The 22,726-nt window shown below is 59.6% G+C and carries 20 protein-coding genes; 2 read left to right on the top strand and 18 right to left on the bottom strand.

All coding sequences use genetic code 11. The features are described from left to right. The 14 genes from ROO76_10970 to ROO76_10905 form a co-directional block, all read right to left on the bottom strand. Nucleotides 1-405 carry a hypothetical protein gene (locus ROO76_10970; GenBank protein MDT8068672.1) on the bottom strand — a complete coding sequence of 135 codons (405 nt, stop codon included), beginning with the start codon at nucleotides 403-405 and terminating at the stop codon, nucleotides 1-3. Further along, on the bottom strand, nucleotides 402-1,025 hold the full coding sequence (locus ROO76_10965) for a hypothetical protein (protein ID MDT8068671.1): 624 nt from the start codon (nucleotides 1,023-1,025) through the stop codon (nucleotides 402-404). Before ROO76_10965 ends, ROO76_10970 begins: the two co-directional genes overlap by 4 nt. A 98-nt stretch (nucleotides 1,026-1,123) precedes the next feature. Beyond that, nucleotides 1,124-2,095, bottom strand: coding sequence for a hypothetical protein (locus ROO76_10960; protein MDT8068670.1), 972 nt, complete (start codon nucleotides 2,093-2,095; stop codon nucleotides 1,124-1,126). 137 nt (nucleotides 2,096-2,232) lie between these two features. Beyond that, nucleotides 2,233-2,565, bottom strand: coding sequence for a hypothetical protein (locus tag ROO76_10955; protein MDT8068669.1), 333 nt, complete (start codon nucleotides 2,563-2,565; stop codon nucleotides 2,233-2,235). A gap of 38 nt (nucleotides 2,566-2,603) precedes the next feature. After that, the gene (locus ROO76_10950; GenBank protein ID MDT8068668.1) at nucleotides 2,604-3,119 is read right to left on the bottom strand and encodes a hypothetical protein; all 516 of its coding nucleotides are present in this window, start codon (nucleotides 3,117-3,119) and stop codon (nucleotides 2,604-2,606) included. Between the two features lie 103 nt (nucleotides 3,120-3,222). Next, nucleotides 3,223-4,425 carry a phage portal protein gene (locus ROO76_10945; protein ID MDT8068667.1) on the bottom strand — a complete coding sequence of 401 codons (1,203 nt, stop codon included), beginning with the start codon at nucleotides 4,423-4,425 and terminating at the stop codon, nucleotides 3,223-3,225. Nucleotides 4,426-4,601: 176 nt separating this feature from the next. Further along, entirely contained in the window at nucleotides 4,602-5,417 is an 816-nt protein-coding gene (locus tag ROO76_10940; GenBank protein ID MDT8068666.1) for a DUF3037 domain-containing protein, read from the bottom strand. 71 nt (nucleotides 5,418-5,488) lie between these two features. Beyond that, nucleotides 5,489-6,295 carry a phosphatidylinositol kinase gene (locus ROO76_10935; protein ID MDT8068665.1) on the bottom strand — a complete coding sequence of 269 codons (807 nt, stop codon included), beginning with the start codon at nucleotides 6,293-6,295 and terminating at the stop codon, nucleotides 5,489-5,491. Nucleotides 6,296-6,483: 188 nt separating this feature from the next. Continuing rightward, a complete protein-coding gene (locus tag ROO76_10930) occupies nucleotides 6,484-7,962 on the bottom strand; it encodes a terminase (GenBank protein ID MDT8068664.1) in 1,479 nt (492 codons plus the stop codon). A gap of 186 nt (nucleotides 7,963-8,148) precedes the next feature. Beyond that, on the bottom strand, nucleotides 8,149-11,520 hold the full coding sequence (locus ROO76_10925; protein MDT8068663.1) for a hypothetical protein: 3,372 nt from the start codon (nucleotides 11,518-11,520) through the stop codon (nucleotides 8,149-8,151). Between the two features lie 100 nt (nucleotides 11,521-11,620). Then, nucleotides 11,621-12,079, bottom strand: a complete 459-nt coding sequence (locus ROO76_10920; GenBank protein MDT8068662.1) for a dual specificity protein phosphatase — start codon at nucleotides 12,077-12,079, stop codon at nucleotides 11,621-11,623. A 49-nt stretch (nucleotides 12,080-12,128) separates the two neighbouring features. After that, nucleotides 12,129-12,410: a hypothetical protein gene (locus ROO76_10915; protein ID MDT8068661.1), complete on the bottom strand. Its 282-nt coding sequence runs from the start codon at nucleotides 12,408-12,410 to the stop codon at nucleotides 12,129-12,131. Between the two features lie 226 nt (nucleotides 12,411-12,636). Then, nucleotides 12,637-13,239 (bottom strand): sigma factor-like helix-turn-helix DNA-binding protein, encoded by a 603-nt coding sequence (locus tag ROO76_10910; protein ID MDT8068660.1) that lies wholly within the window; start codon nucleotides 13,237-13,239, stop codon nucleotides 12,637-12,639. Continuing rightward, the gene (locus tag ROO76_10905; protein MDT8068659.1) at nucleotides 13,236-13,553 is read right to left on the bottom strand and encodes a hypothetical protein; all 318 of its coding nucleotides are present in this window, start codon (nucleotides 13,551-13,553) and stop codon (nucleotides 13,236-13,238) included. Before ROO76_10905 ends, ROO76_10910 begins: the two co-directional genes overlap by 4 nt. A 202-nt stretch (nucleotides 13,554-13,755) precedes the next feature. Here ROO76_10905 and ROO76_10900 point away from each other — a divergent pair, with 202 nt between their 5' ends. Then, the gene (locus ROO76_10900) at nucleotides 13,756-14,469 is read left to right on the top strand and encodes a helix-turn-helix transcriptional regulator (protein ID MDT8068658.1); all 714 of its coding nucleotides are present in this window, start codon (nucleotides 13,756-13,758) and stop codon (nucleotides 14,467-14,469) included. Between the two features lie 31 nt (nucleotides 14,470-14,500). Further along, a complete protein-coding gene (locus tag ROO76_10895; GenBank protein MDT8068657.1) occupies nucleotides 14,501-14,815 on the top strand; it encodes a hypothetical protein in 315 nt (104 codons plus the stop codon). A gap of 60 nt (nucleotides 14,816-14,875) precedes the next feature. Here the strand turns inward: ROO76_10895 and ROO76_10890 are convergent, their stop codons facing one another. The 4 genes from ROO76_10890 to ROO76_10875 form a co-directional block, all read right to left on the bottom strand. Next, on the bottom strand, nucleotides 14,876-15,328 hold the full coding sequence (locus tag ROO76_10890) for a hypothetical protein (protein MDT8068656.1): 453 nt from the start codon (nucleotides 15,326-15,328) through the stop codon (nucleotides 14,876-14,878). 226 nt (nucleotides 15,329-15,554) lie between these two features. Then, nucleotides 15,555-17,522 carry a LysM peptidoglycan-binding domain-containing protein gene (locus ROO76_10885; GenBank protein ID MDT8068655.1) on the bottom strand — a complete coding sequence of 656 codons (1,968 nt, stop codon included), beginning with the start codon at nucleotides 17,520-17,522 and terminating at the stop codon, nucleotides 15,555-15,557. Nucleotides 17,523-17,656: 134 nt separating this feature from the next. Next, nucleotides 17,657-18,838 (bottom strand): aminotransferase class I/II-fold pyridoxal phosphate-dependent enzyme, encoded by a 1,182-nt coding sequence (locus ROO76_10880; protein ID MDT8068654.1) that lies wholly within the window; start codon nucleotides 18,836-18,838, stop codon nucleotides 17,657-17,659. A gap of 191 nt (nucleotides 18,839-19,029) precedes the next feature. After that, the gene (locus ROO76_10875; GenBank protein ID MDT8068653.1) at nucleotides 19,030-22,665 is read right to left on the bottom strand and encodes a TonB-dependent receptor; all 3,636 of its coding nucleotides are present in this window, start codon (nucleotides 22,663-22,665) and stop codon (nucleotides 19,030-19,032) included. Between the last annotated feature and the right edge of the window lie 61 nt (nucleotides 22,666-22,726).

Below are 22,726 nucleotides of genomic sequence, written 5' to 3'. Positions count from 1 at the left end.
TCACTCTCCCAGGGTGATGCGATAGAGGTACTCACAATTGGCAAAGAGTTCAGTCGAGACGTCGCGAATGCGGAGTGTCTTGGCGTTCCAGACAATCTCGGCATTCTGGTGCAGAGCTGCGGCGATCGCTTCGCGGCCAGTGCCGAGCTTCGCTTCGACTTCGGCGGCCGGAAGGAGCGCCTCCCACCGCGGAGTTGGGGCGCCCTTGACCTCGCGAACTATCGCGGGCGAGAGCCGGATTTCGCTGATGTCGTATTGCTGCAATCCGAGGCCGCGCGTGTCTACCGTTCCCATCGGGGCAGAGACCCGCAGGACGATCTCCGAGCCGCCGAGAGCGCGCAGCATAGCGGCGGCGGCGCGGCGCGGTGCCTGGGCGCGCGAGGAATCATTCCAATCGACGCTCATGCTCCGCACCTCACGGCGACGAATGGGGCCAGCAGGCGCTTCACGTCATCGTCGGCGAGGCTCGCGCCGAAGTATTCCAACTGCATCTTGTCCAGGCCGGAGCGGCGCACATTGAGCGCTGGCGACGCCTGGGCGTTGCGGACGAGTTGCGCGCAGGCGAACTTCACGCCATCAGGGATCGTCGCGAAGCCGGCTGTGTAGGTGACCTCGGCCTCAATGTAGGGCACGCCGAGAACCTGTGCGGGAATAATGAGTTCACCCGTCGCCGCGACGAACTCACACTGCGCGATGTCGACGTCGACCCAGGTACCGGCGAGTCCGAAGACCTGCATCACGGCCATGCCGAGGTCGCTGCTGAAGCCGAAGTCGGATGGGCCGTAGCGAACGCGTACCTTCGCCAGCGGCGAGGAGGCACCGTCGACCGCGCAGAGCGGCAGGTAGCTGAGGCGTGCGCGGCCGGTCTGCGGGGCAATGCGAATGCGTTCCGTATATTGCGTCACCCCGAGTGCGGGGCGTCGGCAGAGGCTGTCGATGAGCGAAGATGCCGAGGCTATGAGGGCCGCTGGTGTCGCCGCCTCGAGCCCGTAAGTTTCGTACTCCGAATCCGCGAGATACTGCATGTTTCCTCCTGAAAACTCGAGCCATCGAGGAAAGGGCCATCGAGCCATTTGATCTCCGATGGCACGATGACCCGTTGGCACGATGGCTCGATTACGTTTTACCGGTGCACGTTGACCTTGCAGTGCGCGTAGCCGGCGCCTTTTACGACGACGGCGCCGAACTTCGCGACTACCATCTGCGCTGCCAGCGAGCCGGTCATGCCGAGTTGGAAGACGCGCGGATTGGGATCTGTGAGCCAGTGGTACTCGACCATGTCCTCGCTCACGATGCAGGCCGGCAGGATGGCAGTGCCGCTGCCGGGAGTTCCGGTGTAGCCGAGCGCGAACTCGGGGATGAGCGGCAACTCGCCCGCCTGGGTCGAGAGCGTCTTCACGCGCAGGCCCGCGGCCACTTCAGTCGGCGAGAGGACGACGTTGAATTCCGTCTTCATCTCGCGATCGATCAGGTCAAGCAACACCGGGTTGGCGTAGATCGCGGTGGGACGAACTTCGTAATTCGAGTTCGCGACCATAGCGGCGATTGCCGACTTGATGCCGTCGACGATGCTGTCGTCAGTATCGACGGTGGCGATGTTGCCGCCGGCATCGATCTGCGCGGAGGCGCCGTAGTACTGCGTGGTGGTCGGCGCGCTCAGCGAGGTGTCATTGCCGTTCCACAGCGCGACGTCATGCGTGCGCATGAGGCCGTCCACGGCGTCGGCGAGATCCTTCGCCTGCAGGTAGGCGAACTGGCTCTGCTGCGCGCCCACTTCCAGGTCGAAGAGGTTGTAGTTGATCTGCGATACCAGGGCCTTGAGCGGGACGGAGCGCTCGACACGTGTCGGCGAACTGACGGTCGCGACGATGTTGCGCGGATCAACGAAGGCGCTCGCGGCGGAAGGCGACGGGATCGCGGTCTGCTCGAAGAAACGCGACGGATGCCCGGTCGCGGGCATCTGCTTGATGCGCTGCCCGAAGATTCCGCGACGGCGAACGATGTCGGTGATCTCGGTCTGGTAACGGTTGATTTCCACTGCGCCGGGTCCGATGAAGTCGGCGGCGGCGTTCAGATCGATGAATTGGGTCCTCATAATGTCCTTTCGCGCTCCGCTCGGGAGCGAAGAAGATCGAGCCGTCGGGCGATCGAGCCATCGAGCCATTTGTTCAATGGCAAGATGACGCAATGGCACGATGGCTCGATATAACGAACCTTCGGTTTGCTCAGGGGCTACTGCAGGATTCCCGCTCTTGCCAGCTCGGCCTTGACCGCGATGCGCTGTTCGACGCTCAGAGCGCGAAGCATTTCGTCGGCAGAGGTTGCGGCCAGCGGACCATCGCCGGCGCCAAACTTCGCAAGTAGCGCGCTGGTGCGGGCGGAAACCGTCTTACGTGCTTCAGGTTCGGCCTCGGCCTTCACCGCCGCACGCTCTTCCACCATGGCTACGATGTGCTCGATCTTCTGTTCCAGCGAAACGAAGTGCGCTTCCATGCGCGCCAGCGTCCGCTCGAGCGCTTCGGCCGCAGCGGCCAGGCGTGAGGATTCTGTGTTGTTTTCTTCCATTGTTTTCTCCAATTCGGCACCGGGTACCAGGTACCCGCTTACACCAGGCGAATCGAAGTTTTTCGATACGCCGCTTTGTCGCGCCGCAACACCGCCGCGCCGGTGAAGGTGAATTCGTTCACCACCCACACCGGCGCGTTCACGTCTACCACGACGGCATCGGCAATCTCGTACGACATTCCGAGCGAGCCCTCGCCGGCCGACATCTCCCGCACCACCTCCGGAAAGTCCTGGGCAAAGAGATAGCCCTCGACCGCAAGCTTGCGGATGCTGTCGCCGTGCGGTTCCAGTTCTGCCGAGGTGATGATGCCGACCTTGCGGCGCGCGTCGTGACGATCGAGACTCGGCGCGTAATCAACTGCCATGCCCAGCAACGAGGGCAGAGCGGCCTCGACCGACGCCGCCGGCAGCAAGACGCGATGACCGCGCGCACCGCTGGGCGGTTTGTCCGAGGCTTCGTTCGCAATGGTGAGCACGCCTTCGAACGGCATCCGGTTGGGATGCCGAGCGACCGGCGGCATCTCGATCGCCATCGCCTCCATTTCCACCTGCATGAGTTCTCCTTGAGTGATCGAGCCATCAAGCGAACGGGCCACCGTGCCATTGAAAGGAATTGCGATGGCAGGATGACCCGATGGCGCGATGGCACGATCTGCTTTAGTTTTCCAGTGGCGCCAACCCTCTCATCTGCCGCACTTCGTTGACGGTGAGGACGCCGCAGCGCAGCAACCGCTCCTGCACTTCCGACTTGGCGAGTTCGTTGGGGGCGTCGACGTCGGCGAAGACGAATTCGAGGTCGTTCCATCCGAGCCGCTTGGCAATGGCATCACGCGTGAGATGCTCGGCAAAGAGCTTTGCCGTGGGCACAATGGCGGTATGGAAAGCGTGATCGGTCAGTTCGCCGGCCGTCGAGCGATTCACGTCCCCTTCCAGACCCAAGAGCATAGGTGGAAGATCGAAGGCATCGGCGACGATGCGCAGCAGGAACTCCTGCCATTGCAGGCGAAGGTCGGAATCCGTCCCGCCGCCGAAGCGCACGACTTCGGGCTTGTGCGGCGAACTCATAATCGGCACCTTGCCGGTGCCTTCGACTTCGTCCTGCCACCAGCGAATGAGGCGCTCGTGTTGCACGGCGTCGAGTTCGTCAAGCCACAGCGCGTACTGCGCCACCGAGTTGTTCGCAAGCTTCGCGGCGTGGCGATGGGCGCTCAGGAAATTCGCGATGGTCTCGAAGGCAACTTCAAGCCGACCAAGGCCGAATGGAGTGTGCGTGCGTGGGTTCAGTCGAATGTACGACAACTCCTCGTCGGCGAGCACGACCTGGCCGGCAGCACCGAACTTACCCGTGACCTGCACGTAGCGCGGCGATTCCGGCTGGCCGTTCCAGTCGGCGCGCAACTTGATGGTCGCGCCGTCGACCGGCCAGAGTTCCAGCGGATGCTCAGTATCGCCGGTCTTGCGCAGTTCGATAGCGCCGAAGCCGCCGACAATAATGTCTTCGAGAACCTGCTCGGCCATCGACCGAAACGAATCGTCCGGGTTGGGCTGCTCGAAGATCTCGGTCAGGATACTGATACGCGCCGCACCGTCTTCGATTTCCTCGAGCTTGCGGCCGTGGCGCGGCTGGATGCGCCAACTCATTCCGGCGACGCGATCCTTGATGGTGTTGATGGCCTTGCGCGCCACCGGCGTCTCCGCGAAACGGCGAAGGTTCACCGGAGTCGGCTTCGGCATCGGCTCATTGCGCGTGGCGTTGCCCATTAGCGTTTGCGGCAGGGCCGCGGTCTTGCGCTTCTCTCCCCCATCGCGCTGCCGGCGCGCGCGGCGAAGAACTTCACCCAGCTTTTCGCGAATATCCATGCGTCTCCTGTAAACAGATCGAGCCATCGTGCGATCGGGCCATCGCGCCATTTGTTTTTCCGATGGCACGATGACCCGATGACTCGACGGCTCGATTACGTTAGAACTTACAGATCGCGATCAGGCCCTCGATGCTCTACACAATCGCACGTTGGCCCGATCGCCAGATGGCACGATTACAGCTTTAATTCTTCTCTCGCTCGCTCCGCGATCGCGGGGATATCGGCAACGGTCCTGATTACGACTCCGTTCTCGCGCATGACGCGCTTGCCAAATTCGATTTCGCGTGTCGGCGGAAGTTCGGCTTCGATGACGGCCGTAAGCTGCAAGTCGGAGCTTTCTTTCTCGCGAAGCCCGGAGGCGATTCGTGGGCAACTGAAGGCGAGCACCTTGGCGGCGTTGATGTCGCGCTCCAGTGAGACCGCCTGGAACATGCGCACAAGGCCTTGCCCCGAGGTCGACGCGTTGTAGGCAAAATCAATCTTCAGCGGATCGCCTTCTTCCGTGTACGGCACGACGGTAATCCCCGTTCGCAAAAATTGCCAGACTCCCTGGCGTTCGAATTCGCGACGCATGGCGTGCAGAATCGTCTGCCGTCCGGAAGCATCGCGCGATGCCGGCCGGTGCCGCTCTAGATACGCCTGCGAAAGCAGCTTCAGTTCCGCCTCGGGTGATTCCGTCATCAGCGGGCGCGCTTCGGTCAACTGCAGCACTCCGCCGAGCGATTCCCGCAGAGTTGCAGCAACGCTGCTGCCCGGGGCCCAGAGCACCTCGCGCAGTTGCTGCTCCAACCCGGTGATTGCTTCGACTTCGACGTCGGGATCGAGGCACCGCACACGTGACCAGTTGGTCGTAAAGAGGACATCCGAAAATCGTGGGCCGGCCGTGTCGACCGTGTAAAGCGCGACGCCCACATTGACAAACTCCTCCTTGACCGCGTCCGGCATGTAGCGAACCAGGAAGAACTCGCATTGTCGTTGTGGTGGCCTCAAATCCTCTGCTCCATCTCGATTTCTGCAACGCTGGCGTTTCGCCGGGCGGTGCTTCCCTGCATCGTTCTTTGTTAGTTTACCCGCTCCGCCCAGTTCGGAAACGGCTGGCGGCTCGAGTTCCTGAAGTTCAGTATCAGCTCCGGTACCCGGTTTCGCCGCTTCAGCAACTGCTCGATCAGCCGCTCCATGTCGCACGTATCGCCGTACCAGGCCGGTGGAACTGTCTCCGCGACCCGCCATAACTTCTGTTCGTCGAGTTCCTGCAACCGGCTCAGCCATGGCTCGAAACTATTCCAACCCGTTATGCCGCGATAGACATCGTTCCGTGCGTAAACGCCGCGCAGGGGTGAATCCGGAAAAGTCCATTCGCCGGCGTTAAAACAATACCCCTGGTCAATGAACGAGACCGTGAACTTGCGCTCGCGCGACTTCTTCCAGAAGGCCGCCTGTCTTCCATCGGCATTGCACGTCCATTTGTCCAGTATCAGCGCACCGGCGAAAGCCTCCAGGTTACGAACCCGTTCCAGCAGATTCTCTGGAAGATAGTCATAGACAACTCCCTCCGCCGGGGGAACAACATATCGTGACCCGCATTGCAGCCCGGGAACACACGAGATCACACCGTGAACCAACTCGATCCTGAGCTCCGGAGTGTGCTCGATCAACCAGGAGTCCACGTTCACGACTTCGACCTGCGGAACAGGCAGTCCGAGCAGTTCGCCCAATTTCGTAGCGAGCAACTCGTTCGCCAAAACCCGCAGGTGCTGCGGATTGTTCTGGAATTTCACGACGTAATAGTGGCCATCGCTGGCGCGCATCAGGTGACCCTGCGCACCACCGCGCATCCGCTTCACATGTTGAACCGCTTCGACGGCCACCGTTGCCCCGGAAACCTACATCCTTGAAGCCACATTTGAACCCATGTCTGCTGACTGCGCGAACCCCCATCTGCCAACTGCGGCGGATGTGGGGCACGGAGCAGGCACCAAGCAGCATCCTATCGTTCCCACAACTCCAAAACGGAACACAATTCCCATCTTGGAGCGGCATTTTCCCGAATCGGAACTCAAGCCAGTTGCGCCCGAACCGCGAGCGCGATGGCCATCGCCATCACCGCATCGTCGTGACTCCCGGCGGCGGCTTCGGCGCGCCCGTCTTTTCCCCGGACGAATGTCCGGCATTGTTCGAGCAGCCTCGGGCTCTGCAGCGACGACGGATTCGCCCGCAGCACCGCCGCCAGGTTCTCCAGCATCGGCGGACGATTGGCGGCCGTGGTCAGCCATCCGGCCTCGCGCCGCGGGCCGCCGCCCTCGTGAAAGAGATTGGCGTACCGCTCCTGCAACTGCAGGCAGGCGAGAACCGCGTGTCCGTGGTTGTTGCGCTCGACCGCGACGAGGGCATCGCCGTACTCGCGGCCCAGCCTCGCGATCTCGCGCGCCAGTTCCTCGGGACGCAGATGACCGAGTAACTCGGCACACTGCAGTCCGGTGTCGCGATCCACAACCTGGGCACATGCGAAATCGCCGTCGATGCCGCCGCCCGCCGGATCGACGCCGATGATGAAGCGTCGCCCGGCTACGAACGGTAGCCAGATCCGCAGACGGCCATTGTCGCGGCGCTCAATCGGCTCCACGAGGTTCTTCAACCGCTCTTCAAGCGTATCCAGTTCGAAGACGCACTCGCCGCTGCTGCGAAAGCACGTCTGCGCGTCCTCGGCGAACTCTTCGCGCGCGCGGGCTCCGAAGTTCGCTTTGACGTCGCGACGGAAGGCGATCTGATCTTCGTCCAGGCCGTGCTGCTCGATCAGCATCCGCTCTTCTTCGGAGAGTGCTCCTACAGGACGGCCGGTCACGCGATAAGATTCATCCAGCCACCACGGAAAGAAGTGGCGGATGTAGCCGGTTTCGCCCGCGTTCTGCCATTCCCGATAGAAGGCGCCCGCCGCGCCGTTCGGGGTCGATTCCAGAACGATTTCACCGCCCGGCGGCACAGCCGCGCGTAAAGCCGCGAGCGCCGCAGCACCGTCGGGCCACATGGCCACCTCGGAGCAATGCAGGTTCTGGATTGTCAGGCCGCGTCCGGCGTGCCGGTCCGAGGCTGTCTCCACGCGATATTCGCAATCGATCTCGGGAAAGACAACCTGGCGCACGTTCGCGCGCGACGTGTACAAAGATTTCCGTAGCGATTCCGGCAGGTTCTCCAGGAATCGATAAACAATCCGAAATATCTGTTCCGCCGCGCGCTGGTCGTGCGCCACCTGCACCGTCAGGGTTCCCGGTTGCGTGATCGTCCGCAGAAAGAACCGCGCCGCCACGTAAGTCGTGATCCCAAGCTGCCTGGCCTTTAGAACGATGTTTTTCTTTCCGCAGTGCCTCTGGTAATCGTGCTGTGCGCGGTTGAGGACCAGCGGCTGCAGGCCCCCTTGCTTGTCGCGAATCCGCAACAGCGCACGCATCAGGATTTCGCGAATGTTTTTGTCCGGCCCGGGAATAACGTTCAAGTTCTTCCCGAGCTCTTCCAGCAGAACCAACTCCACCAAACTCACCGCTGCCCCCAAACAGCAGCGAGCAGCGCGACCGGAAGGCGAACCGTCCTGCTGCATCTTTACGAAACGAGAGATGCAGGTCCCTCGACTCCACTGCGTAAACGACCCGCAGTTCCGCTCGGGATGACGGCATGCACTTACAGACTCGCTACTCGCTGCTGCCCCGCTCTGCTCCCAACAAAGCTCTTACTGGTTGATTACGCCTGAACCGGTTGCAATTGCGTTCGTGCCGTCGAAGATGAAGCTCTGCGCGCTGCACTTGCTCGCCGCGCTTCCGACGGTCATGGCACCCTTGACGTTCGCCGGCCAGCTCATGGTGCGCGATCCGGTTGCGTCCTGGCAGACGATGAAGTTCAGCGGCTGCCCCGCGACGGCGCTTACGAGCGTTGAACTCGTGACGTTTCCGCTGAGCGTGATCTTAAACGTATCGGCGGCGGAACCATCGAAGACCGGAGTCGCGGAGAAGGCTACGTTGGAGAATCCGACCGCGGCACCTGAGGATGAAAGTTTCCCATTGGTGTCGAACTGGCTGACGATCGTCCCGGCGGCGTTCTTCACGGTGACGAACCCGCTGATGTACTTCTGCGTGAGGTAGTTCTCTACCGCCTGGCGGTTTGCGACGCTGAGCGCCGATGGGAATACCACGACTTCGGCGATATCCGCGGTCGCCTTGACTATGCCACTGCCAGCCGCGCCGATGGTGACACCGCCCATGTTCGCCGAGCCCGAGGCACCGCTTGCGATCTGCGTTCCGTCGACATAGACGGCGCTGTTGGGGTTGTTGATGACCGAGCAGACGACGTGGAACTTGTTGTCATTCGCGACCGTGCCGCTTATGTTGGTCGTACCGTCTCCGTTGGTATAGAGGCCCAGTGCCGTCGCGCTCGCGAAGTAGTGGCTGGCCGAGTTCAGGTTACGGCCGTCCCACAGCGCGCCACCGTAGTATCCCGCTGCGCGCGAGTACACGCCGCAGACTGTCGAAGGTTGATTGAGCGTGAAGGCCGCCGTCTGCAGGTAACCAGAGCCGGAGAACCGCAAGACCGGCTTGCCGGTTGGCGTGACGCCGGCCTTGTAAACCGGTGCGGTTCCCACGCTGCTGGCGTTGTGCGGCGAGGCTGCTGAGTCGTCGCACGAGGCAACGCTCGCGCCGTCTCCATAGTTCTGTGCGTCGGCCTTGCACCAGAATGCGGGCCCGCCGGCAATCGTGCTCAGGTCTGCCGGCGCTGAGAATTGCGCGGCGGGTGCCGCGATCGAGTTCGAGGCGCTCACGTTGGTGAACGTGCCCGCCGCGGGCGTTGTGGCTCCCCACGCCGGCGGATTCGCCGGGTCGATGGCGTAGATCGGTGCGAACGTCCCTGGGGTCCCGCCCGTCGTAACGGACCATCCGATCAGCGGATTCGTACCCGATGGGTTCGTCTTCCACACCAGGTCGCCTTGCGCCGAGGTTCCGCTCGCGGGAACATTCGCGCTTTCGGCGTGCAACTTGCTGAAGAGATACGAACGATAGAGTGCTCCTGTGCCGCCCCAGGTGCTCCCGTCGAAGGTGCAGGTTGCGTTGGTGCCGCCGATGCACTCCCAGAACGCCACGTTGTTGCGATATCCGCCGGGACCGTAGCCGGGGTCTATCGGCAGTAACTGATCTCCGATGTTGAAGGTGGAGTTTGCGGGAGCGTTTGGCAGGACGGCGGCCCCATAGCTCAGTGTCGGATGCCTGGAGAATCCTGCAAATCCCGAAGACTGCGCGGATCCGATGCTGAACGCCGGCGTGTGCCTGGGATTATCGGCGTTGATTCCCAGCATTTTGAATCCTGGCGCGTCGATGAAGGATGAAGCTCGCCTTCCTCCAAAGATTGTTGCGGATAATGCTCCACCACCGCTGAGCCCACCCGAGCGGGTCGTGTCGGCGTGATAGGTGTTAAACCCGCCGGTGTCGTTGATGGGACTGGAGACGTTGCTGCACGTGATCTGGTTGTCCGTTCCGGCAATCGTCATGCCACCGCCGCAAAATGTGACCTGGACGTTGTTGTAGGTACCGCGCAGGATCAGCGCCTGGTATCCACTTACAGTGGAACCTGAAGTCTCAAACCGGTTGGGGCCAAATGAACCCCAGTTATCGTTCAGGTCGATATCGGAAATGGTGTCCGAGGAAGTTCCTTCGATATCGTTGCCGAAGTAGAAGTTCCCGTTCGACCCACCCTGGCCCGCGGAATCGCTTAGGATGCCGTGCAGATGATAGAACCCGAACTCGTTGTTGCTGAATGTGGTCGCGTTCACCGGCGCCACACCCTCGTTGGCGTTGTGTATGGCGGCATTGTACGGACCATAAAAGTAGTTATGGTCGATGAGGTTGTTCCAGGTACTTGTAAGTCGAATGCCTTCGTACAGGTCTCCGAACCTGCTGTCGATGATGCGGTGCTGGGTTCCACCCTTGATATGAATGGCGATCGCCGCCCGGCGGCCGGTGTACGAGGTGTTGGCAAGATAATCGCTCGACACAAAACTGCATCCGCTCACTTCTACTGGTACGCTGCCGGCAGGGGCGAGCAACATGTCGCCCCGGTCGGCTCCCGTCCAGACTAGTTTGGTGCTGCCACGTCCGGCCGGGCACTTCACGGTTTCGCGCCCGATTCTGAGTTCGCTCACTATCGAGAAGTTAACGGTCGTTCCCAGCAGGTATTGCCCGGGAGGAACATCGATTTCACATCCACCCAGAATGTTGTAGGACGGATCGGCGCAACGGTTGATGGCGCTCTGAAACGCCGCTGAACTGTCATTGCCCCAGTAGGCCCCACGATTGCTCACGGTCGTCGAAGCGGTCACGTCGAGCGTGATCGTCGCCGGCCAGCCGTTGTTGTTGGAAATTACATGGCCACAGAGATCCGCTCCCGAAGGGCCCGCACCGGAGACACAGAACCGCTGCCCGACTTTCGCGGAGTTCGCGCTGAGAACGCCGCTCGCGGTGTTCAATCCCGCATAGTAGACGTTGGTTACGGCCGCGCTGCCGGATGACATGTTGACGCTGAAATAAAATCCCGCGCTGGGATCGGCGCCGTAATCCAGTACCGAGAGTCGCCCCACCATTCCGGATTTATCTTTGGCCACGGAAGCAATGGCAGAGTCGACATAGTCCCGTCCTACGAATTGCGCTGCCACGCTCGTCGGCACTACTTTCGAGCGAACCGCGGCAACCGTCGATGAGTCGCTGGTTGGAACCGTCCAATACTCGGTCGTGCTGACACCGTCGTCAGACTTGATGATGACCGTGTAGTACGAAACTGGCGTCGAGCCCGTGTTCGGCACCAGGGCCACGTCAACGAACCCGTTCGGCCCGATCGGTAAGTGCATCCTTCCGGCCGCGATGGCTTCGCCTGTCGCAGTTGTGAACGCCGGCCACGAGATCACAAGGTTACCGGAAGCGGGCTGTCCATCCGCCCGGTAGATCGTATCGTTTACTCGCGTCGTATGCGCGGCATGGCTGGGCGCAGCCGCGACGAAAAGAAAAAGTCCGGTCAGAATCCAACAAAAAAACCGCCCTGCCGGGCGGCACCTGTTTTCCATATCCTTCCTCACATTAAATCGAGCCATTGCGGATCGGGCTAATGGGCCATCTTCGAAGAGAAACGCTGTCGAAGATGGTGCGATGGCGCGAGTGCTCGATCTACTCTAAAACCTTTGAATCCGTAAATGTTTCCATGAACCGTTCCACGCTCTTGACGTAAACGTCGGCGAAATCCACGACGTGGCGCTTCGATTGCACCAGGTGCATGGCCTCTTTAAGGCCGTATCCCATCGCTCGAAGCACCGCCAGGGTCATCATCGGCGCCCGGTGCACTCCCGCAGCGCAATGGATATACAACTTCGTATCCGGCGTTTCCAGTGCCCTCAAGCCAAATGCCACCGCGTCCTGGAAGACGAATGGCGGCTTGGGCTGGAAATCGTCATCCACGGCGTTCCAGAACACCTCGATCCCGAAAGGCCGCGCGATCTCCGTGTCGTTGAACTCAATCTGCATGTCGATGATATGCGTGACGCCCTGGCTTGCGACCTCGGCCATCTTGCTCTCGACCCATATACCCCCGCCAACCGCAATCCGATCCGTAATCCACGTCATGTCCATCGACAATGATCTGCTCCGTAAAGACTGCAAGAATTCTTAAGATTTGATTCTAACTGGCGGCCGCGGGTTCTGCCGGGTTCGGCAATGCGCGCAACGCAGTCAAAAGTTCCTCGACCCACGGTTCCGGCTTGGAATCCCGGGGCAAGTCAATGTCGGAGATCCGCGCCAACTCAAAAGCGCATTTCGCGTGAAGGTAGCTGCCCTCCTTGGCCTTCTCGACCAGCGCCGCCATGATCTCAGGAAGTTCGTTGATTACGATTGCAGCCGCCTGCCGCAGTTTCTCGACCTTCAAACGCTCTGCTTCATCGCTCACATCCGCGCCTTGAGCCATCTGCCGTCTTCCGCCTGTCCATCTGGTTCGTCCGCTCATTTCTTACCCTCTATTTTCAGAATAGCGAATTGGACCCACCTACTGTGACATTTCGGCGAAAACTTTATTCTCTAGTGCTGCAATCACTTACGGCGATTTTGACATTTTTTGTCTCTTGACAAGTTTCTTCTCAAAATAAGACGGGGCGAGATTCCTCTCGCCCCGAATCATGAAACCGCCCCATCAGTTACGAATCTGCCTTCCCGAACTCCAGAATCGTAGTCGTATCCACAACGCCTGCACTGGTGGGCGGCTTCTTCGTCATTTCAAGGTCCGCACCATAAGAGGGCTCCAGCAACTCCCTCTCCAGCAGGATCTCAGATGTCCGATCCAGCGCGTCGAACATTCGCCGGATGACCTGTCGCCTTGTGATTCGCAATTCAGCGGCGACTTCGTCGTGACTGAATTCCTGGAAGAAAATGCGGGCGATCAGCAGCCGCGACAGATAGTCCAGCTTCGCCAGGCACTGCTCCATGTCATGCACGAAGATCACCGAGTCCTCGAACGTGTGCACCTGGTACGCGGTCACCTTGGCTCGAAACAGTTCCCCCCCAAGCAGCGACGGCATTCGACCGATCTCCAGCGACATCCGGAAGTACTTCCGCAAAAGTACGACTGTGTGATTCCTGTAGATTGCCCACGGGCTGCACTCCTCGTTAATTCCGCCGCGCTCTTCCCATGTCTGTTCATCCGCGAAGCTTCCCCTGAAAGTGGCACTGACGTCCCGCGTCTCCTCTGCCGAGGCTCTCACCACGACCGCGATGCGGGCAGGCATCTGCAACAATTTCATGCGAGCCTCCCCGGTTCCGCAGCCACTCCCTGCAAAGTCTGCACGACGACGGAACCCATTCCGGCCCATTTACAACCTGCCGCCGCCTGCTGCTCCCGCTCGGCATAACGTTTTGCCAAGACCGGCTCCTGGTTCATGCATGGGCCACACAAGTTCGCATTCGTTCCCGCCTCCCGAAACCACAATCCGCCACACCGCTCGCAATATTTCAACTCGATGATGATCTCTGTACTTCTCTCCTGCATCAGGTTCCCCTTTAGCCGTCGCGCAACCCACGCTGGAACGCCGCAGATATCCGCTTCCGGCACACTCATTGGTTGACTTGAAGCATCGGCGGAGCGCGCGCTACCGGCTGTGAATCACCGCCGAACCACGAACTCACACCGCATCGCGAAAGTAATTCGGAATCTCTGAGGTAGGCAAATGAAATTACTACTACGGGCATTACTCAACAACTTAGACTATAGCTTTTAGCAAACATTTGCTGAAAGCGAAACATCGCAACCTGGAGACCACATGGTCGACTTCCAACGCCTGAACACTCGATTGCGCGACGCCGTGGCAACGCGCATCGCCTCCCGCCAACTCACCGGACTGTCGCTGGCCCGCAAGACCGGCTTCCGGCAGGCCCACATCTCTAACTACCTGCACAATCGGCGCGGGCTCAGCCTCGAAGGCATGGACCGCATACTGACGGTACTTGGAATCTCCGTGCTTGATCTCATTCCCGCCGGAGAACTATCAGAACGTTTACCGAAGGACGCCGCCGATCGCGAGTACGATGGCGTTGCGCTTGTCGATGCCGCCGCCCTCCGCGAACCTCAACCGCAATTGCAGCGCATCGAGGAGCAACTCAAGTTCAAACGCAACTTCCTGCGTCGCCTGCGCGCGGATCCCGTTACGCCGCGCGCCTCGTGGGTTCGATTTCTGCTCTACAAGGCGTCCGATGACGATGGCGCGGCGATGTATCCGCGAGTGCTTCCGCGGGCCACCCTGCTCATCGACCGTCACTACAATTCGTTGCGATCCTATCGCCGGGGCGACACCAATATGTACGCCGTGCTGAAAGGTAACACCGTGCTCGTGCGCAACGTCGAGATCATGGGCAAGCAGCTAACCCTGCGCCCACAGGTCCACGCGAAACCGCTCGACTTCGTTCCCATCGACTCGGGGCACAGCTATGGCGACTACATCCTCGGCCGCGTGTGTCATGTGTCGATTGAAACCTGACGCGTGTGGGTGGTGGCAGGTAAAAGACGCGATGAAAGAAACGATGCTTGCGATGGCGCGATGGCGCGCTCGCACCAGGGCACGATCCATCGCTTGCTTTGTTATCATCAAGAATGTTCGGGAGGTTTACGTGAGCGAGTTGAGCGGATTTCCTGTTGGATTGCGGCGTGACGAAGACATCGCGCTGGACATGATGAAGTTCATTGCCGGAACGACGGGCTACGGCAAGACAACCGGTGCTGGTGCGGGATTCCAGGCCGGCGCGGTGAATAAGGCTGAGGACTATGCCAAGCATCTGCTCGATCTTTATGGGCAGTGCCTCAGCGCGGTGAAAGCGAAGAAGTAGTCTTCCCGAAAAGGGAAAGCCGCGACACGAGTCGCGGCTTAATTTTTGCATGAAGATTGCCTAACGACGCTTCTTGGCCGCCTTCCTGGCTTTCTTCGCCGGCTTCTTGGCCGCTTTCTTCGCCGGCTTCTTCGCCGGCTTCTTCGCCGCTTTCTTTGCAGCCTTCTTCGCCGGTTTCTTCTTGGAAACTTTCTTCGCCGCCTTCTTCGAAGCCGCCTTTTTCGCCGCTTTCTTCGCTGGCTTCTTGGCTACTTTCTTGGCAGCCTTCTTCGCCGGCTTCTTGGCCGCTTTCTTGGCGGGTGCCTTCACTGGTGGAGGTTCCGGGGCCGGTTCCGAGGCGCTCACCGCGGGCGCTTCTTCCGCGTGAGACACTGCTGGCTCAGCCTCTCCGGCTTCTTCCTCCTCCTCTTCTTCTTCGTCATATCCTTCGTCGAGGTTGTCGTCGTAGTTGGACTCACCGAAATCATCCATCTCATCATCACGCCCGTACAGCGTTTCGTCGTGGAACGTCATGCTTCCTCCTGATGTCGTTTCCAGGCTCCGCCTCATTAAGGAGAACAAGAGCGTCCTTCATCACAACTATGTTTTCCCGGAGTTGGACGCGCGGTCCAGCGCACACGGGATTACAGCGCTACAAACTACTCCTGCAACTGCTCCGATGCAACTTACATGTTTTACGCGCCAATGGACAACAAAAAACGCCCTCCTTGGTGGGCGTTTCTGCGACATTCTATTCCGCCTATTTGATTACCAGGACTTGTCCGGCCTTGAGATTATCGGCGCCCAGATTGTTATCTCTCTTCAACTGGGCAACCGTCGTGTTATAGGAATTGGCAATGCTCGTGAGGGTTTCACCACGCCTAACCTTATGCCGTAATGCTTTCCCGTTGGTCGCCTGCAAGCTCCTGTTATAACTAGACTTAGCCGCGATCTCCGGGGTCCCGTGATCGCTCGCCGTCCCCTTCCGCGTCTTCGCTAGTGTGGCTTTCTTGCCACGCTCCCGGGAAGCTGCGCGAGTAGATTCCTCGACGGTGCCGGTCGGGCGATAGATACGGATGACCCGGCCAGCTCTTATGTAGTTCCCGCGAATGTGATTCCACCTGCGCAACCTTTCCGCTGGAACTCCAAAATCGTCGGCGATGGAAAGAACCGTGTCACCCCGGCGCACCTTGTAACGCGTCGCGTGCTTCGAAAACGTCAAGCGGTCAACCTGTCGCCCCGGCGTAACCGGAATAATCAATTTCGTGTCGGCCTGCAGTTCCGAATCTGTATCGATGCTGTTCACCTGCGCGATTGCAGCCGATGTCGTGTGGTATCGCGAGGCGATGCGGCTTAGCGTCTCGCCGGGTTCAACCGTGTGATAGCGCCACCATACGCGCATATCCTGGGGAATCGCAGCAATTGCCTGTTCGAACTTTTCACCGGTTCCCGCCGGAACGTTCAGCGTGAATTCGCCTTCCTTCGGTGTCATCATGCGCAGAAGGCTCGGGTTGAGGTCCTGTAAATTGGCAACCGTAGTATCGGTGCACTCCGCCACGAGACGAAGATCGACCGGATAATCAATCTTCACCTTGTCCACTGCCGGTGGCTTATCCATCACGACATCTTGCAGGCCATACTGCGCCGGATTCTTCGCCATGATGGTCTCGGCGATGATGATGGGAACGTAGTTCCTCGTCTCCTTCGGCAGAACGTTGCGCTTATAGAGCTCCCAGAAATCCGCGTATCCTGTGCGCTGCACCGCGCGCTGCACCGTCAGCGGGCCTGAGTTGTAGGCCGCCATCGCGAGATACCAGTCGCCGAACTCGTTATAAAGATCCTTCAGGTGCCTGGCGGCGGCGCGCGTCGATTTCTCCGGGTCCTGTCTCTCGTCAACCCACCAGTTGCGCTGTAAGCCGTAACCGCTCGCTCGGGAAGCCATGAACTGCCACATGCCTCGTGCGCCCGCGCGCGACAGCGCCAGCGGATGGAACCCCGATTCGGCCTGTGCAAGATAGATCAGGTCCTGCGGAACGCCTTCTTCCTTCAGGACGCGTTCAATCATGTCGCGGTACCGACCCGACCTCTCCAGCCCACGCTCGAGTGTCCCCTTGCCTCTGGTTGAAAAATAATTGATGAAGCTCGCCACCTGGTCGGTCATCATAAGCGGCAAGTCCGACTTGGTCATGCGCAGCTCGGCTTCTGCCTTGGCACGCACGTTCGGATCGACCGGGAACGTGACCTCGTTCGCCTCGTCGATCGGCGCCGGTTCCGCCGGTTGCTCCGTGAATCCGTCACCTTCTTTGAGCGCCTGCATCTCCAGGGTGTGCACCGCCTCGACAATCTTGTCGAACTCGTTCTGCAGGCGATCGTCGCTCTCTACGCCGACTTTGCCCTGAAGGAGCATGTCGAACGCCTTGTCGAAGCTCGCCTTCGCGGCCTCGAGATGGCCGGCCTGGTAATTGGCTTGCCCTTTCTGGTATTCGCTCTCGACCTGCGCGATCAGCGCGGGAACGGGGTCCTGTTGCTGCGGAGCAACCGACGGCTTTTCTTCAACGGTTGGGACTGGCTTTGATTCCTGGGCCTGCTGCTGGGTAATGGTCGGGGCGGTGGCGTTTTTCGGGGGCGTCGCATGGGCGGCCTGGCGGCCGTCTTTGGATCCGCAACCCGTAGAAGCTATAGCGGCGCCTAATAGGGGGAGCGCCAGTAAACCCTTGGATATTCTCATTTCCCTCTATTTGGGCTCTACCCGCCTGCCCCGCATCCGCCATTAGCAGATGTGGGTAGACCCGTCGCAAAATCGTAACCTTCCTTGTTCCCGAGGGTCAATCCACAGAAGGGCTTACTCCCGGTACTAAACGGCTACGCCCTACGTAATGCCTGGTCAAGATCGGCAACCAGATCTGCCGAATCCTCTATGCCAACCGACAAGCGAACTGTTGCCGGCGACACCCCCAGCAGTTGCAATGTCTTTTTATCGAGTCCGACATGCGACGCCAGCACCGGGTAAGACACCGTTGACTCCACTCCGCCCAAACTCGCCGCCAGGTACCACAATCGCAGGGAGTCGATAAATTTTCGCGCCGCCTTGCCTGCGCCCTTGATGTCGAACGAGACCATCATCCCGAAGTCGCGCATCTGCTTGACTGCGGCCGCGTGCCCCTCGGCTTCCATCAGCCCGGGGTAATAAACCCGCCGGACCCGCGAATGCCCTTTCAAGAATTCCGCGATGGCAAACGCGTTGTTGCAAGCGCGCTCTACCCGAACCTGGAGTGTCTTCATTCCCCGGATCGTCAGGAACGCCGAGTTCGGATCGAGACAGGCGCCGGTGTAAATCGTCGTATGCCGGATTGGATCGATCCACTTTTTCGCGCCCACCACCGCGCCGGCGGTGACATCGCTGTGCCCACCTAGAAATTTCGTGATGGAGTGGCAAACTGCGTCCGCTCCCAGCGACAGCGGCTTCTGCAGCACCGGCGTCGCGAACGTGTTATCTACCACCACGAAGAGTCGCTTCTTCCTGCCAATACCCGCCAATCGCTCAATGTCGACGCAGCGCAGCGTCGGGTTCGTCGGCGTCTCGAGAAACATCATCCGCGTGCGCTTGTTGATGTAGCTGTCAATGCGATCGAGCTCGTGATACGGCACGAAGCGGGTCTTGATGCCGCAGCGGCTCAACAGATCGCGAAACAGCTTCAGCGTACCGCCGTAGATGTCGAGCATGCTGACGATTTCGTCTCCGGCCTGACAAATCGCCAACGCCAGCGACAACTGCGCGGCCATGCCACTCGCGGTGATGACACAGTCCTCGCCGCCTTCGAGTTCGGCCAGCTTGCGCTCCGCCACGCGCACCGTCGGGTTCGCGTATCGCGAATACAGGTAAGCGTTGGACTTCCCTTCCGCATATCGCTCCAGTTCATCGGTATCCCGAAGAGCAAATACCGATGCCTGCGCGATGTCGGTTGTCATCGATACATTCTGGCCATGGCGCTCTTCCCCGCCGTGTACCGAAATCGTCGATTCTCTTCTTGCCCTTATTTTCATCTCATCCTGCATTGAAAATCATTCACACTCTGGTCCGCAACCTCCAACGCTGCAATTCGAATCTGAAACGGCTCGCTTTGGTCACGTATGCAGCCCTGCTGGTATTTGAAGCGCCACACCGAAAAGGGAACAAGTATCTGACCGCAAAAGAAAAAAGGCCCCGGAGTACCGGGGCCAATCCCTAAATTCGGCTACCAGCTCAATCGCAGCGCGAACTGGAACTGCCGCGGATCGAATGCCGCTGTTGGCTTACCCGCCTGGTCCCACAACGGATTCACATCAGCGACGTTGAACCGGTTGATCAGGTTGAAGCCATCCATGATTGCGTCCAGTTTCACCCGCTCCGTCAGGCTGATGCGCTTCGAAACGCGCATGTCCGTGAACACGGTCTTTGGCCGGATGCCCGAATTGCGTGGCAGATTTCCGGTGAAGACACCGTCCATCCAGCATGGCGCGATCAAGTACCCTGTCGGCGAGAACTTCGAAGCTGCTGCCGTAAACCCGCAGCTGTTCGTCTGCCCCGCGGTGGCCATCGATGGCCGGTCGGTCAAGGTTCCGAAATCGAAATTGTTGTCGACTCCGGTGATGATGTTGAACGGCCTACCCGAACCAATTTCAATAATCGGAGCTACTGTCCAATCATTCATCAGGTGCCCGGCGAAACCGCCCGCCCTGTGGCCACTCTGAACGACCGCGCTGAAGACGAAGCGGTGACGCTGGTCGAACAACGAGGTCGAGCGTTCGGCTGATGGATTGTAGTTATCCTGCGGCGCAAGGGGTGTCTGCAAATCGGTCGAGTCGTCAATCGCGTGTGACCACGTGTACGACGCCAGGAATTCGTAGTTCTTAGAAAAGCGCTTTTTCAGGTTTGCAGTGAAACCATGATAAACCGAGCTTCCACTCGAGAAGTTCCCGAGCATATCGCTGAAGGGCACGGGAACGCCGACGCCGAGGCCGTACGCCTGCAACAGGCCATTTCCAAGTGTTTCGCATTGCGTCCCCCCTATTCCATAGGGGGCCTGGCCCAGGTAGGACGGGTTCATTCCCGATGGGCGGAAGAAGCTCACAATAGCCGGCGCGATCCAAGGAGCACCGGTTGGGCTAACTCCACATGGTGCAACGCCGCCGACGGACCCAACCAGTAGAGGACTGAGTTGAGCACCCGGATCACCGGCGGCCAGCGCATTTCGCCAGTTCTGAATCAACAGATCGGTTCGAACCGCATTCACGTTGATGGGCCGATTGAGGTGTCTTCCACCAACGAAGTTGTAGTTCAGGCTGAGTGCCATGTCGTGCCCAAGATCATGTTCAATCCCGAACGTGACCTGGTTGGAGTAGGGGTAGACGAAGTTTTTCGCCGTCGGCAGCCCGAAGGGCAGCAACGTTAATGGAATCGGCCCTCCGCCCGGGCCCGCCGTCAGGAACGCCTGGTTGGCCCATGCGGTGGGCGCGTTTGGCGTCGAGTTGAACCTCTGCTCCTCGGGAAGATAATTCAGTTCCGGAGCCAGGGGACAAGTTGAGAACAGGCCAGTGAAGAGGTTGGCTGCGCTCAGCGTGCATCCCTGGGACGGAATCCCGAAGCCCAACCCGATCTGCGGAGCCTGCGAGCCATCGGCTACGTCCGAGTCAAATGCCAGCGCGAGCAGCGGGTGATCGTAGAACAGTCCGAACGAAGAGCGAATCACCGTCTTGCCATCGCCCTTCGGGTCCCAGGCAATTCCGATCCGAGGCGCGACGTTGTTGTAATCCCGCGGAATGCCTTGCGTGATCCCCAGTGCGTTTTGCGCTGCTGCTGCCTCGGGTGTTGTCGCAGCAAAGGTCGGCGTCAACTCGACGTCGTACCGCACGCCATAGTTCAGCGTGAAGTTGTGCGTCACGCGCCACGAATCCTCCCAGAAACCCGCCAGCGCTGTGTTCGAGAACTTGTCGTGAGGATTGCCGACGCCCTGGATGAAAGTCTGCGGCATCCCAGCGCCGTAAGCCTGCACCGCCGAGAGCGTCGGGACGCCAGGAGCCAGGTTTAAGTCTCCGAAATCGTAGACTCCGCCGAAATTGACCGTGAAATCGGCTTCCAAGGGCAAGTAGTTGACGTCTACCCCCCACTTCATGTTGTGCGTGCCCTTGGTCAGGGAGAAGTGATCCGTGACCTCATACCGCTTTTCAGTACGCTTCACAAAGCTGAAGGGTTCGCGGCCGAAGAACGCGACTCCTGGAATGTTGACGCCGACCTTCGCGCCATCAGGAGTGTTCGCATACGAATACAACAGGCCGCGCCGTGAATACTGGAACCTGAACTCGTTGACTTTGTTCGAGCCGATCGTCCAGGAGTGCATCGCGTTGATGGACCAATCGTGATAGTCCTGCCGCGAGGTACGCGACCAGGCGTTCTGCCCGAAGTTCTGCGGACCTTGCGCGTTCACCTGGATTCCCGAAATCTGGCTTGGGCTGGCTCCTACGCGCATGGAAAGGTTCTGGTTGTTCGTCAAGCGGTGATCGAGACGCAGGCTGTAAATATCGGTGAGTTCGCCGACAGGGAAGTTTCCACCTACGGTGTTCAGTGGTACATACGATGCAGGCAGCGAAACCGGGACCTGCTGACCTGACGCCTGATCAGTAATGAAGTAGCCAAAGCTGCTCGGAGATGCTCCAAGGTAAGGCGTGACTCCATTCTGACCGGTCAGCGCCACCGTACTCGACCCACCGACGAGAAACGCGTAGCCGATTGTGTCGGGCGTGACTGGCGCGGCGTTCAGAAATGCAGCCTGCTGCGGAGTTACCGGAACGACGATTGTACCCGCAGGCAGATTCTGAGGAATGCCGTGGCCTGCGTAGTACGCATTCATATACTTCGTGATGTCCGCAGTGGAAGTCAGCCCGAAATTGTCCTGCCCGATCGAGGTGTAGCCTGACTCGTTTCGCCTCGTCGTCTCAAATGAGAAGAAGTAATAGGTCCGATCCTTCTTAATGGGTCCGCCCAGGGCTATGCCTGCCTGCGTTCTCGTATAGGCCGGCTGGTAAACCGTCGAGAACGGGTTCGTCGCCTGGATGTAACGGTTCCGCAAATAACCGTATGCCGAACCGTGGAACTCGTTGGTTCCGCTCTTGGTCACAATGTTAATGACTGCGCCGGAAGCCCGGCCGTACTCGGCCGTGTAGCCCTCTGTCTGTAGTTGGAATTCCTGCACTGCTTCCTGCGACACTGTCGAGCGGATCCCGTTGGTGGAGTTGTCGACCGCATCCATTCCGTCCACGTTCACCTGGTTGCCGCGAGCGCGCTGTCCGCCGGCGTTGATTCCCGAAGTCGGAGCGGCCCCGATGCTCGGTGTAGTGTCGCGTGACAACTGCGAGTTGGTAAGCGCGAAATTAATGTAGTTGCGTCCATTGATGGGCAGATTGTCAATGCTCGTCTGCGCGATCGTTGTCGATGAGGAGCTCTGCTGCGTTTCGACGAGTTCCGCTTCGGTTGAAACGGTCACTTCTTCCTTCACGGTGGCTAATTCCAGGGTCACCGGCAATTCTGCTATCTGGCCGACCGTAATGACTAAGTTGTTGGCTACGCCCTTCGCAAAGCCAGGAGCCGTGATCGTCACCTCGTAACGCCCCGGCGGTAGCGCCCGAAATTGGTAATCGCCATCTACGTTCGCCGATTGCGTTCTTTCGAATCCTTGCGCTGCGCTCTTTACCGTTACCGTCGCATTCTTAATTACAGCCCCTTTGACATCCCTCACGGCGACGCGAAGATCCGCGGTAGAAACCTGCGCGACAGCGGACACTGCGAAGAGCACAAGGAGAACTAGCACTCGGAACAGCTCCCTGTTCGTTTTCATGTTCGATTCCTTTGCCCGGAAATGGGGCGGGCATCTGAAGTGGGTACTCCGGCAGATGGGG

It is taken from the genome of Terriglobia bacterium (assembly GCA_032252755.1).
In the GTDB taxonomy this organism is placed as follows: domain Bacteria; phylum Acidobacteriota; class Terriglobia; order Terriglobales; family Acidobacteriaceae; genus JAVUPY01.
The sequence above is the reverse complement of the archived record's forward strand: the minus strand, read 5'-3'. Positions and strand labels throughout refer to the sequence as shown.